Source organism: Rhodococcus ruber (assembly GCF_027270735.1).
In the GTDB taxonomy this organism is placed as follows: domain Bacteria; phylum Actinomycetota; class Actinomycetes; order Mycobacteriales; family Mycobacteriaceae; genus Rhodococcoides; species Rhodococcoides rubrum_A.
On record NZ_JAPWIJ010000008.1, the window covers coordinates 107,500 to 120,685 of the forward strand.

At 64.1% G+C, this 13,186-nt stretch carries 11 protein-coding genes; 8 read left to right on the top strand and 3 right to left on the bottom strand.

Annotation, left to right across the window (positions count from 1 at the left end; translation table 11 throughout):
• Positions 1-17 precede the first annotated feature (17 nt).
• A complete protein-coding gene (locus O4220_RS19215) occupies positions 18-1,772 on the bottom strand; it encodes an HNH endonuclease signature motif containing protein (RefSeq protein ID WP_269607079.1) in 1,755 nt (584 codons plus the stop codon).
• A gap of 187 nt (positions 1,773-1,959) precedes the next feature.
• Between O4220_RS19215 and O4220_RS19220 the strand changes: the two genes are divergently transcribed.
• Positions 1,960-2,511 carry a VOC family protein gene (locus tag O4220_RS19220; RefSeq protein ID WP_269607080.1) on the top strand — a complete coding sequence of 184 codons (552 nt, stop codon included), beginning with the start codon at positions 1,960-1,962 and terminating at the stop codon, positions 2,509-2,511.
• On the opposite strand, the gene O4220_RS19225 is transcribed toward O4220_RS19220, so the two are convergent.
• Complete coding sequence (locus tag O4220_RS19225) at positions 2,478-2,876, bottom strand: ASCH domain-containing protein (RefSeq protein WP_269607081.1); 399 nt, start codon at positions 2,874-2,876, stop codon at positions 2,478-2,480. The genes O4220_RS19220 and O4220_RS19225 overlap by 34 nt on opposite strands.
• 7 nt (positions 2,877-2,883) lie before the next feature.
• Positions 2,884-3,936, bottom strand: coding sequence for an endonuclease/exonuclease/phosphatase family protein (locus O4220_RS19230; protein WP_269607269.1), 1,053 nt, complete (start codon positions 3,934-3,936; stop codon positions 2,884-2,886).
• 100 nt (positions 3,937-4,036) lie between these two features.
• Here O4220_RS19230 and O4220_RS19235 point away from each other — a divergent pair, with 100 nt between their 5' ends.
• Genes O4220_RS19235 through O4220_RS19265 form a run of 7 tightly spaced genes read left to right on the top strand, consistent with a single transcriptional unit; the run spans position 4,037 to position 13,167 of the window.
• Positions 4,037-4,849: a TIGR03084 family metal-binding protein gene (locus O4220_RS19235; protein WP_269607082.1), complete on the top strand. Its 813-nt coding sequence runs from the start codon at positions 4,037-4,039 to the stop codon at positions 4,847-4,849.
• Positions 4,846-6,540 carry an acyclic terpene utilization AtuA family protein gene (locus tag O4220_RS19240; protein WP_269607083.1) on the top strand — a complete coding sequence of 565 codons (1,695 nt, stop codon included), beginning with the start codon at positions 4,846-4,848 and terminating at the stop codon, positions 6,538-6,540. Before O4220_RS19235 ends, O4220_RS19240 begins: the two co-directional genes overlap by 4 nt.
• Positions 6,537-7,685: an acyl-CoA dehydrogenase family protein gene (locus tag O4220_RS19245; protein ID WP_269607084.1), complete on the top strand. Its 1,149-nt coding sequence runs from the start codon at positions 6,537-6,539 to the stop codon at positions 7,683-7,685. Before O4220_RS19240 ends, O4220_RS19245 begins: the two co-directional genes overlap by 4 nt.
• Positions 7,682-9,280: an acyl-CoA carboxylase subunit beta gene (locus tag O4220_RS19250; protein ID WP_269607085.1), complete on the top strand. Its 1,599-nt coding sequence runs from the start codon at positions 7,682-7,684 to the stop codon at positions 9,278-9,280. Before O4220_RS19245 ends, O4220_RS19250 begins: the two co-directional genes overlap by 4 nt.
• 4 nt (positions 9,281-9,284) lie before the next feature.
• The gene (locus tag O4220_RS19255) at positions 9,285-11,258 is read left to right on the top strand and encodes an acetyl/propionyl/methylcrotonyl-CoA carboxylase subunit alpha (protein WP_269607086.1); all 1,974 of its coding nucleotides are present in this window, start codon (positions 9,285-9,287) and stop codon (positions 11,256-11,258) included.
• Positions 11,255-12,415, top strand: coding sequence for an acyl-CoA dehydrogenase family protein (locus tag O4220_RS19260; RefSeq protein WP_269607087.1), 1,161 nt, complete (start codon positions 11,255-11,257; stop codon positions 12,413-12,415). Before O4220_RS19255 ends, O4220_RS19260 begins: the two co-directional genes overlap by 4 nt.
• On the top strand, positions 12,415-13,167 hold the full coding sequence (locus O4220_RS19265) for an enoyl-CoA hydratase family protein (RefSeq protein WP_269607088.1): 753 nt from the start codon (positions 12,415-12,417) through the stop codon (positions 13,165-13,167). Before O4220_RS19260 ends, O4220_RS19265 begins: the two co-directional genes overlap by 1 nt.
• Positions 13,168-13,186 lie beyond the last annotated feature (19 nt).

Genomic DNA, 13,186 nt, shown 5'->3' on the forward strand with positions numbered 1-13,186 from the left:
CAATCCATTCGCTTCGATCAAAAGGGTGGTGGTTCATCGTCGGGTGCCGGCACCTGTACGGCAGCCGGTTGCGGTTCGGCGCGCTCGAGGGTCGCTGTATCAGGCTCGAGCGCTTGGCCCTTGGGCCTGCGATGGACGGCCGGAAGGTGGCTGAGGTCTGCGAGTTGGGTCGTTCCGGGAACAGTGATGGCTGTGGTGCCGGCGTTCGAGACCCAGAACTCGACGCCGTCGACGAGCATCGCCGGTGTCCACAGCCCCATGGTCTTGAGACTGTGGTGATAGCGACACAGACAATGCAGATTGGAGTCGATGGTCCACCCGCCGTTCGCAGGATCGCGATGGAGGTACGGGACGACGTGGTCTATTTCGCATTGCCGAGCCGGGACGTCGCAGCCCGGATGTCGGCAGGTGCGATCGCGGTACCGAATACGTTCTGCGAGTGCAATAGTCGGCCGATAGGCCAGGGCTCCGGGTGGTGGTAGTACAAGACCGCCGTGCCCGTCCGGATGGAGCGCGAGCCCGAGAGCGGGATCGGCTGCAATCCCGGCTTCGAGTTCGGCGACAAAGGTGTATGTGCCGCGATACGGCGTGGCGAGACAGTCGTTCCGGGGTGGTTGTGCGGACTTGGGCGCCCGCGAGGGCCGAGGAACCGAACCGCCGACGCGACGACGCCCACGCCCCAGCGGATGAAACACCACATGCGACCTGCTGCTGTCGCCGCAGTCGGCCGTGCTCTCGGCACCCTTCTCCCCAGTGCCTGCGCCATCGCCGGTGTCGAGGTCTACGAGCGACTCCAGATCATCGCCGTAACCGAGCTTCTCCGCCAGATTGCGGGCTTCGGTAAGGAGGATCTGCCAGTGCGCGTTGTCGGCGAGCTCGCGGGCGTACTCGGCATCGATGGTGCCGTGGCCGGCCAGGTGAGCAGGATTGGACAGCAGACCGGCGAGAGTGGCGAGGTCGACCGTGATCACCGTCAGTGGAGCGCGTCGGTCAGGACGCACGGTATCGGCCGTGCATGGGTTGTCGTCATCGGGTTCGCACAGGCATGCCATCGACGACTCCTGCTGCAGTAGAGCGACATACGCCGCGGCACGCTTCTGCCCTCGGTTTCGCGGATCACGTCGGCAGACGGTAGCGGCCATCTCGTTGATGAGTTGCCAGGCAGCGGCGGCGTCGGCGGCGGTGAGATCGGCTTTCAGCGTCGACAGCACATCTTTGTCGGTATACGTGACGTTCGTGTGCCGTTCCAAGCCCTTGCGCAAAGCGGCAGCCTGCTCGGGTGCGATGCGGTACATGATCGACCAGATTTCCGTCGCGAGCGGACCGGGCGACAGGCGTCGGGCAGCGTGCAGAACCTCGCCTTGGACCGCCGTCGCCGCGTCCTGCGTCAGATTGTGAGTACAGCGGTAGATCGCACGGACACGAGGCAAATCGAGTTCGCCGGCCTCGAACGCGGCGGCGACGGCAGGAAGCCTGAGCCGAAGGTCCATCCCGACCTCGGCGTACGTGTTCGCGACGGTCTTCGAGCAGCCCAGAACGTGCGCAATTTCGGAAGCCGCATAGTTACCCGCGTCCTGAACGACATCACCGACGAGCACATTCTGATGAATGCATGAATCCCAGATGGCAGCGGCCACAGCTACTTTCCGAGCGCACGCTTGATTCTCCAGAATCGTGACATCCCGAATCTCGGCCAACGAAGCTGGCTCGATGTACGGCTTCGATTGCGGCCCCAGATAGGCCGCGAATCGACTGCGCGAAGATGTGGTCACTGTGTATTCGCCCCCGGCAAGTGCTCCAACAATAAGTAGAACGTGTGTTCGATGATACCGACATGCGAACCGTCCGTCAACCCTAATTGTGTTGCGATGAAGAAGGATTGGCGAAGCAGCGTCTCTACACCCACCCACCGACAAGCTGTTTGACCCTCACGCCGCGTCAGGCTTCAGGATGGTGGACATGACCGAGAACTACCCCGCCTTCGAAGTGAGCCCCGTACCGATTCCGGGCCCCGACGCCACCGCACCCCAACTGTTTCGTGGCCTGTACGGCATGCCCATGTTCGTCACCATCCCCACCGCGAATCTCGCGGAGTCGACTAAATTCTGGATCGATGCTCTGGGATTCTTCGAGCTCTTTGCGATCCCAGGTCGATTGGTTCACCTGCGCCGCTGGGCGTTCCAAGATGTTCTGCTCGTACCTGCGGACCGGTCGGCCACTCTGCCCGAGATGACTGTGAGCGTCGCCTGTGTTCTCGACCAGCTCGACGCCATAGTCGAGGCCTGCACGCACATCCAGCCCGGCTCGGTTACCGGGCCGCACACTCGACCATGGAATTCCGTCGAGCTCGAGATCCACACCCCGGAGAATGCGCGGGTCATCATGACAGCGGCGCGGCCGTACGATCCGGACAGCGCAGAAGCGGCAACCCTCCGAGTAGCAGGCATCGAACCGACGGACCACAGCGGGCCACGACTTCACACGAGGGTGAATCGCTCCAAGACCACCTGAGTGTCGCCGTTTACCGTGAAGTTCGGATCGCCCAATTCCTCGCGAATCTCGGCCGACTGCCAGAATCTTTTGTGTCCGGCCCGCCACTGCGCCACATCGGCGTATCCCTCACCCTCATCGACCGCGTGTTGCAGCGGAACATTCCGTAGCGCAACGACATCGACGGCCGTGGTCTCGATAACCCCGACCACGACACCCGCCGAATCCACCACCGCGCCGCGCTCGCCGACTCTCGGAAGCTCCTCGTCGGTGTACTGAACCAACAGGCTTGCCGTGCTTGTCTTCGCGCCGGACAGCACGGCCGCAACCAGCGTGTCCCGTAGTGGGCCCGGGTAGGCGAACTCGACTATCGGCAGATCCGTCACTCACGCATCATAATTCGAGATCGGCCCACACCAGGCGGTGATCCGAGGGGTGCTCGGCCTGATTCGGCCAATACACCTGGGAGTCGACCACTGTGAGATCGTCCGACGGCAACACGTAGTCCACCCGAAGGTCACCCGGAGTCGGGTCGGCGAAATCGGCTGTGTCCGTCTCATGTTCACTCGAGGTCGGTGCCGGGTCCTGTACTCGTGGCAGATCCAGGACCTGAGCGATGGCACCGGCCACCGAGTCGCCGTCGACCGGATCGCTGTTCTGATCGCCCAGCATGACGAACGAGGCACCCTGTTCCAGTCCGCCGCGCACGCCCTTGTCGTCGTACAGGTAGTCCGCGCCCGAGATGTAGTCGGCACTGAGCCGGATCTCGTCGTGATTGCGCTTGCCGTTGCGGTCCTCGGGACCATCGAAAGATGGGGGAGTGGGGTGCGAGGCCAACACGTGCAGCGTCTTGCCGTTCACGTCGATCGGCACGTCCCAATGCGATTTGCTGGACAGCCGCAGAGCGTCGGACACCTCTCCGTAGTAGTCGCGCGGCAGCAGGGAATCCGGCATGTCCTTCCACAGGAAGTTCTGGAACGTGCGTACCGATTCGGTGTCGATCGGATACTTCGAGTACACGACCATGCCGTACTGACCTGGAAATTGCCCGAACCCCCAGGCATCACCCGGGCCGCCGAGCGCGCTGTCCATGTCCAGGTCGAGTCCCGAGTCGACCCCGGTGTTCACGGGTGCAGTGAACGAATACGGGTACTGCTTGTCCAGATAGTTGTCGTTGAACAGCCTCACCGCATCATCACCCGAATAATCGAACTCGTTGACCAACAACACATCCGGCGAGTTTGCGGAGATCACATCGGCCGCCGCGCGAGCCTGAGCGTTCTCGCCCTGCAGGTCGGTCACCAACTGCCCGGCTGCTGATCGATTTAGGCTGGCGTTGAACGTCGCAACCCGAATGCTCGACGGTTCCTCGGGGGCCGGGTCTGCAGAGGAGCAGCCGGCGGCCATGAAAGCGAGGGTAACGGTGGCGGCTGCGAGTCTCGACATTTTCACATTCGTCACCGTAGGCACGGCAAGCGAACGTAAGGTTACGAATTAACAAGCAAGCGTGCTTGCTTTTTTCGCATGCCTTTGTGAAGCTGGACCCATGGCAGACCTCGACACACTCGTCGGCGACCTCCGTGCCGAGGGCGATGACCTCGATGCGCTCGTCGCCGAACTGACATCGGAGCAGTGGGCGGCACCGACACCGGCCGAGGGCTGGACGATCGCACACCAGATCGCACATCTGTCCTGGACCGACCACGTAGCCGAGCGCACCACGTCCGCGGCATCGGGTGATACCGCGGCCAAGGAGGAGTTCGCTCTCACTCTGAAGAAAGCATGGGAGAACCCCACCGGCTTCGTCGACGAGGCGGCCGAGGAAGGATCTCGTGACCCCGATCTCCTGAGCGCATGGCGAAACCGCCGACACGCCATGACCAACGCTCTCGTGCAGGTGCCGCCCGGAACGAAGATCGATTGGTTCGGACCCCCGATGAGTGCCGCGTCCATGGCTACCGCGCGGTTGATGGAAACCTGGGCGCACGGTCAGGATGTCGCCGACGCCCTGGGCGTCACCCGCGTGCCGACCGACCGGATCCGCGGTGTCGCGCATATCGGTGTGCGCACACGAGACTTCGCCTACGCGGTCAACCAGCAGACCCCGCCCGTCGATCAGTTTCGCATCGAACTCACTGCGCCCTCGGGTGAAGTGTGGACGTGGGGACCCGAGGACGCCGCCCAACGCGTGAGCGGATCGGCGCTCGACTTCTGCCTCCTCGTCACCCAGCGGGCTCATCGCGACAACCTCGACATCCGTGCCGAGGGACCCGACGCCGCGCACTGGCTCACCATCGCCCAAGCCTTCGCAGGCCCTCCGGGGGTCGGACGGACACAGTCAGGACGAGAGCAAGCATGACTGTCAGAATCGGTAACTGTTCGGGCTTCTACGGAGACCGCCTCTCGGCCATGCGCGAGATGCTCGAGGGCGGCGAACTCGACTACCTCACCGGTGATTACCTCGCCGAGCTCACGATGCTCATCCTCGGCCGCGACCGGATGAAGGACGCAACCCGTGGCTACGCCAAAACCTTTCTGCGCCAGGCCGAGGACTGCCTGGGTCTGGCACTGGACAAAGGGGTCAAGATCGTCGCCAACGCCGGTGGTCTGAATCCACGTGGCTTGGCCGAGGCGCTGGAGAAGCTCGACTCCGGTGCGAAGATCGCGTACGTCGACGGCGACGACCTTCTCGGCAGAGCGGCCGAACTCGGCCTCGGTAGCCCGCTGACTGCAAATGCCTACCTCGGCGCGTGGGGCATCGTGGAATGCCTGAACTCCGGTGCCGACGTCGTCGTCACCGGGCGCGTCACCGATGCCAGCGTGATCGTGGGTCCCGCTGCGGCACACTTCGGTTGGACGCCGACGGACTACGACGCCCTGGCCGGAGCCGTGATCGCCGGACATGTCATCGAATGTGGAACTCAGGCGACGGGCGGTAACTACTCGTTCTTCACCGAGATTGCAGACATGTCTCGTCCCGGATTCCCGATCGCAGAGATCGACAGCGACGGGTCGAGCGTCATCACCAAGCACGAGGGCACCGGGGGCGCCGTCAGTGTCGGTACCGTGACTGCCCAGTTGCTGTACGAAATCACCGGCGGCCGCTACGCGAACCCTGACGTCACCGCACGGATCGATTCAGCGATCCTGACGCAGGAATCCAGCGATCGGGTGTCCATCACCGGCATCACCGGGGAAGCTCCGCCGCCCACCTACAAGGTCTCGCTCAACGCACTGGGCGGGTTTCGCAACGAATTCACAATGGTGCTCACGGGCCTCGATATCGAGGCCAAAGCGGCACTGGCACAACGGCAATTCGATTCCTGGCTCCCCGAACGGCCGGCCGAACTGGACTGGACCTTGGTGCGCACAGACAAGCCGGACGCGGAGACGGAGGAGACGGCCAGCGCCCTGCTGCGCTGCGTGGCTCGCGACAGCAACCCCGACGCCGTCGGACGTCAGTTCTCAGCGGTGGCAGTCGAACTCGCACTGGCCAGCTACCCCGGATTCTCGGTGACTGCACCGCCGGGGAACGGAGCGCCGTACGGAGTGTTCACGGCTGGTTTCGTCGACGCGGCCCAGGTGCCGCACGTTGCGCACCTCGCCGACGGCACCGAAAGTGCCATCGCACCGTCCAAGGACACGCGGGCACTGGAACCCCTCGATGAACCGACGCTCCCGGCACCGAGAGCAGCCGAAGCGACCATCCGGCTTCCACTCGGTACCGTGGCCGCGGCCCGAAGCGGCGACAAGGGCGGCAATGCCAACGTAGGGGTCTGGGTCCGTACCGAAGGCGAATTCGCCTGGCTGGTCCACGCATTGACGGTCGAGACCCTGAAGAAGATGTTGCCCGAGGCAGAGCGCCTCACCGTCACTCGGCATGTGCTGCCGAACCTGCGAGCCGTCAACTTCGTCATCGAGGGCATCCTCGGCCAAGGTGTGGCATCGCAGGCCAGGTTCGATCCACAGGCCAAGGGGCTCGGTGAATGGCTGCGGTCGCGGCACATCGACATCCCCGAAACGATCGCTTACAAAGGAGAACTCGGATGAGCATCTGGACTACGCCCGAGCGTCAGCAACTTCGCAAGACCGTCCGTAGCTTCGTCGAGCAGGACATTGCGCCGCACATGAATCAGTGGGAGACCGACGGCGAGATCCCGCGCGATCTGCACAAGAAGGCGGCCGCCCTCGGATTGATCGGTGCCGGCTTTCCCGAGGAGGTCGGCGGGGACGGTGGAGATCTGGCCGACGCGGTCGTGATCTGCGAGGAGATGCATCAGGCCGGTGCGTCCGGCGGGCTCTTCGCATCGCTGTTCACCAGCGGAATCGCCCTGCCCCACTTGGTTGCAGCGGGCGACGCCGACCAGATCGAGAAGTGGGTGCGGCCCACGCTGGCCGGGGAGAAGATCGGATCGCTCGCGATCACCGAGCCTGGCGGTGGTTCCGACGTCGGCCACCTCAGGACGAAGGCCGTCAGGGATGGCGAGCACTACGTCGTCAACGGATCGAAGACGTACATCACCTCCGGGTGCCGAGCCGATTTCGTCGTCACTGCGGTCCGCACCGGCGGCGAGGGTGCAGCCGGTGTCTCGTTGCTCGTCATCGAAAAGGGCACACCCGGGTTCGAGGTCACCAGCAAGCTCGACAAGATGGGCTGGCGCGCATCCGATACCGCGGAGCTCTCGTTCGTCGATGCTCGCGTCCCGGTCGGCAACCTGGTCGGTGCCGAGAACAGTGGCTTCGCGCAGATCGCGCAGGCGTTTCTCACCGAGCGTATCGCCCTCGCCGCCCAGGCCTACGCCAGTGCGCAACGGTGCCTCGATCTCACTCTGCAGTGGGTCCGCGATCGAGAGACATTCGGAAAGCCGCTCATCGCACGGCAATCCGTGCAGAACACTGTCACCGAGATGGCGCGGAAGATCGATATCGCGCGCGTCTACACCCGCTCCCTCGTCGAGCGGTCCATGCAGGAGAACCAGGACTTCATCGCCGAGGTCTGCTTCGCGAAGAACACCGCCGTCGAATCCGGAGAGTGGGTCGCCAATCAAGCGGTGCAACTCTTCGGGGGACTCGGCTACATGCGCGAGAGCGAAGTCGAGCGGCAGTACCGCGACATGCGCATCCTCGGTATCGGCGGCGGAACCACCGAAATCCTCACCGGACTGGCAGCGAAACGATTGGGGTACCAGGCATGAGCGTGCTGAAGTCCACCCTCGACACCGCGTCGGAACAGTTCACCGGTGCCACCGAGGCCATGAACACCAAATTGGCCGAGATCGACGCCGAGCACTCGAAGGCTCTGCTCGGTGGCGGCGAAAAGTACGTGGCGCGGCACAAGAAGCGCGGCAAGCTACTTGCCCGCGAGCGTATCGAGCTGTTGATCGACGAGGACTCCGCGTTTCTCGAACTCTGCCCACTTGCAGCCTGGGGCAGTGACTTTCCCGTGGGGGCCAGCACCGTCATGGGCATCGGCGTCGTGTGCGGAGTCGAATGCCTCATCGTCGCCAACGATCCGACGGTCCGCGGTGGAGCCAGCAACCCGTGGACTCTCAAGAAAGGGTTCCGCGGCAACGACATAGCGACTCAGAACCGACTGCCGGTGATCTCCCTGGTGGAATCCGGCGGTGCCGACCTGCCCACGCAGAAAGAGGTGTTCATTCCCGGAGGGCGGATGTTCCGCGATCTGACGCAGCTGTCGGCGGCGGGCATTCCCACGATCGCGTTGGTGTTCGGTAACTCCACTGCCGGCGGCGCGTACATCCCCGGGATGTCCGACCACGTGGTCATGATCAAGGAACAATCCAAAGTGTTCCTCGCCGGCCCGCCGCTGGTCAAGATGGCCACCGGTGAGGATTCCGACGACGAGTCCTTGGGTGGGGCCGAGATGCACGCCCGAAAGTCCGGTCTCGCAGACTACTTCGCCGTCGACGAGCAGGACGCGATCCGTATCGGACGCAGCATCGTCTCGCGGTTGAACTGGAAGAAGAAGGGCCCGGAGCCGCGCGCCGAGATCATCGAGCCGCTGGCCGACCCCGAAGATCTGCTCGGCATCGTCCCCACCGACCTGAAGATCCCGTTCGACCCCCGCGAGGTGATCGCCCGCATCGTCGACGGCTCCGATTTCGACGAGTTCAAGCCCATGTACGGAGGCTCGCTCGTCACCGGATGGGCCGAGCTGCACGGCTATCCCATCGGCATCCTGGCCAATGCACGCGGTGTGCTGTTCAGCGAGGAGTCGCAGAAGGCGACGCAGTTCATTCAGCTCGCCAACCGGTCGAACACGCCACTGTTGTTCCTGCACAACACCACCGGCTACATGGTCGGCAAGGAATACGAGGAAGGCGGGATGATCAAGCACGGCTCGATGATGATCAACGCCGTCTCCAACTCGACGGTTCCGCACATCTCGATCCTGCTCGGTGCGTCCTACGGAGCCGGTCACTACGGCATGTGCGGCCGCGCCTTCGACCCGCGATTCCTGTTCGCCTGGCCGTCGAGCAAATCCGCCGTCATGGGCGGCGCGCAACTCGCCGGTGTCATCTCCATCGTCGGCCGGGCCGCCGCCGAGGCCCGCGGCCAGGCTTTCGACGCAGAGGCCGATGCCGGAATGCGCGCGATGATCGAGGCACAGATCGAAGCCGAGTCGCTGCCCATGTTCCTCTCCGGACGCCTCTACGACGACGGCGTCATCGACCCTCGTGATACCCGCACGGTAGTGGGAATGTGCCTGTCGGCCATCGCCTCTGCCCCGATCGAAGGCACCGCCAACTTCGGTGTCTTCCGGATGTGAAGCCATGACCGTATCGTCCGTACTCGTAGCCAACCGCGGCGAAATTGCCCGCCGTGTCTTCACTACCTGTCGCGCCGAAGGCATCGACACCGTCGCGGTGTTCTCCGACGCAGACGCCAATTCCCCGCACGTGCGCGAGGCCGACTCCGCGGTGCGCCTACCCGGCAACAGCTCGTCGGAGACCTACCTTCGCGGCGACGCGGTCATCGCAGCGGCGGTACACGCCGGTGCCGACGCAGTACATCCGGGATACGGATTCCTCTCCGAGAACGCGGAATTCGCCCGACAGGTCCTCGACGCCGGTTTGACGTGGATCGGACCGCCTGTCAAGGCCATCGAGTCGATGGGCTCGAAGGTCGAGTCCAAGAAGATGATGGCCGACGCCGGAGTTCCGGTACTGACGCAGCTCGATCCCGAGTCGGTCACCGAGAACGAACTGCCGGTGCTGATCAAGGCCTCCGCGGGTGGCGGCGGTCGCGGTATGCGCATCGTGCGCAGCCTCGACACGCTCCAGTCCGAAATCGAAGCGGCCGGGCGCGAGGCGCTCTCGGCGTTCGGTGACGGAACGGTGTTCGTCGAGCGCTACATCGAGACCGGCCGACACATCGAAGTCCAGGTGATGGCCGACCGGTTCGGTACCGTGTGGACGGTGGGAGAGCGTGAATGCTCCATCCAACGTCGTCACCAGAAGGTCGTCGAAGAAGCGCCGTCACCGCTCGTCGAACGCATCGACGGTATGCGCGAGAAGCTCTTCGACGCAGCAACACTCGCCACCGAGGCCATCGGCTACGAGGGTGCGGGCACCGTCGAATTTCTCGCCGACGAGAAGGGCAACTTCTTCTTCCTCGAGATGAACACCCGTCTGCAGGTGGAACACCCGGTCACCGAATGCACGACGGGACTCGATCTGGTGGCGTTGCAGATCAAGGTCGCCGCGGGGGAGCGGTTGCCCGCGGAGCAGCCGGCGGCGCGCGGACACTCCATCGAAGTTCGCCTGTACGCGGAGGATCCGGCCCAGGACTGGCAGCCGCAGAGCGGTGCCGTGCACCGATTCGAGATCCCCGGCGCTCAGTTCGAGGTGCTGGCGAAGGCTGGAATCAGAGTCGATTCCGGCGTCGAGTCCGGCAGTGTGGTGAGCACGCACTACGACCCGATGCTGGCAAAGGTCATCTCGTTCGCACCGACGCGAGACCAGGCGGCGAATCTGCTGGCGAAAGCGCTGCAGCGAGCCACTATCCACGGACTGAAGACCAACCGAGACCTGCTGGTCAACATCCTGCGGCACCCGTCGTTCCTGGCCGGCGACACCGACACCGCATTCTTCGATACCCACGGCCTCGATGTGCTGTCGCAACCGATCGCGCAGGGTCGCGGCGTGGACCTGTCGTCGCTCGCCGCAGCGCTCGCAGACGCCGCGAACAACACGGCGCAGGCACGTGTGAACCGTGGACTACCCGGCGGCTGGCGCAACCTCCGGTCGCAGCCGCAGCGAAAAACGTACGACGACAGGACGGTCGAATACTCGATCCGACGCGGCGGACTCACCGCTTCGGTAGACGGTGTCTCACTGGACGGCGTCGAACTCGTCGAGCACACACCGACATCGGTGACACTCGACGACGGTGGCATCAGGCGCATCTTCGAGGTGCACAGCTACGGTTCGGACGTGTTCGTCGATTCTGCGCTCGGACCGGTCCGCCTGGTCCGGGCCCCGCGGTTCACCGACCCCACCGACGAGGTGGCGGCGGGGTCGCTGCTGGCTCCGATGCCGGGCAGCGTCATCAGAATCGCTGCTGCGCAGGGCGATACCGTCACCGCAGGCCAACCGATCCTGTGGCTCGAGGCGATGAAGATGGAACACACGGTGACCGCACCTGCAGACGGTGTGCTCACCGAACTGAACGTCACAGAAGGTCAGCAAGTCGAAGTCGGCGCAGTTCTTGCCGTGGTCACAGAAAAGGGAGTGGAGCAAGCATGAGTTTCATAGAGACCGAAGAGCAGAAGGGACTGCGCAACGCAGTCTCGTCGCTGGGCAAGCGGTACAACTACATCGACTACGTTCTGCCCAAGGCACGCAAGGGTGAGCCACTGACCGAACTGTGGAACGAGGCGGGCAAGCTCGGCTTCCTCGGCGTCAATCTCCCCGAGGAGTACGGCGGTGGTGGGGCCGGCATCTACGAGCTCGCGCTCGTCCAGGAAGAGCTTGCCGCGCATGGTGCCGGTCTGTTGCTCGTCGTCGTCAGCCCGGCGATCTGCGGCACCATCATCGGCAAGTACGGCACGGGAGATCAGAAGCAGGAGTGGCTCACCGCTCTCGCCGACGGGTCCAAGATCATGGTATTCGGGATCACCGAGCCCGACGCCGGATCCAATTCGCACCAGATCACCACCACTGCGCGTCGTGACGGTGACGAATGGATCTTGAAGGGCAACAAGATCTACATCTCGGGGGTCGATCAGGCCGATGCGGTCTTGATCGTCGCCCGGACCGAGGATTCCAAGACCGGCAAGCTCAAGCCGGCGCTGTTCATCGTGCCCACCGACGCTCCGGGACTGCAGAAGACGCAGATGGAGATGGACATCGTCGAGCCCGATCACCAGTTCGTGCTGTTCCTCGACGACGTCCGGCTGCCCGCCGAGGCGCTCGTCGGTGAGGCCGACGCCGCCCTGATGCAGCTGTTTGCGGGCCTTAACCCCGAACGTATTCTCGGGGCCGCGATGGCCATCGGAATGGGCCGGTACGCCATCGACGCAGCGGTGAAGTACGCCAAGGAGCGCACGGTCTGGAAGACACCGATCGGTGCGCACCAGGGACTGTCTCATCCGTTGGCGCAGTGCAAGATCGAGCTCGAGCTCGCCAAGCTGATGATGCAGAAGGCTGCGGTGCTCTACGACTCCGGCGACGATTTCGGTGCGGCCGAGGCTGCGAACATGGCCAAGTACGCGGCCGCCGAGGCCAGCATCAAGGCGCTCGATCAGGCGATCCAGACCCACGGTGGTGCAGGCTTGAGCAGTGAGTACGGCTTGGCCGCGATGCTCGGGGCGGCCCGCATTGCCCGCGTGGCACCGGTGAGTAGGGAGATGATCCTCAACTTCGTGAGCCAGCACTCGCTCGGGCTGCCCAGGAGCTACTGATGGCCGTCACCGTCGAATTCGTCAACGGGAAAGCGTATTTGACGCTGGATTCGCCCGACAATCGAAATGCGCTGTCCTCGGTGCTGGTCGACGAGCTCACCGCAGGCCTCGGCGCGGCGGCAAACGACGATGCGGTCAGAACGATCGTGCTCGGCCACACCGGCAGAACGTTCTGCGCCGGTGCCGATCTTCGAGAGGTCGGTGCGTCGCCGGAGCTTCGGACCCGGCAGATGCTCGACCTGATGCGGTTGATCATCGACACCCCGAAGCCCGTCATCGCGCACATCGACGGGCATGTGCGGGCCGGCGGCATGGGTCTGGTCGCAGCGTGTGACGTCGCGGTTGCCGGCCCCGAGAGTTCCTTCGCCCTCACCGAGGCGCGGTTGGGTCTGGCTGCGTCGGTCATCTCGGTTGCCGTGCTGCCGCGATTGACGTCTCGGGCCGCGAGTCGTTATTTCCTCACCGGAGAGACGTTCGACAGTGCCACGGCCGAGGCCATCGGGTTGATCACCGTGGCCGACGCCGTTCCGGCGGCTGCGGTGGCCGACTTCATGATCATGTTCTCGAAGTGTTCGCCGCAGGGTCTGGCCGAGTCGAAACAGCTCACCACCGCGGCGATCCGACGTGAGATCGACGAGCGAGGGACGGCAGTTGCCGAGCAATCGGCCAGGTTGTTTGCATCGGACGAGGCCCGAGAGGGGATGATGTCCTTTCTGGAGAAGAGACCTCCGTCCTGGGCGGCGGAGCGCTAGGTAGAGATGCAGTAAGTAG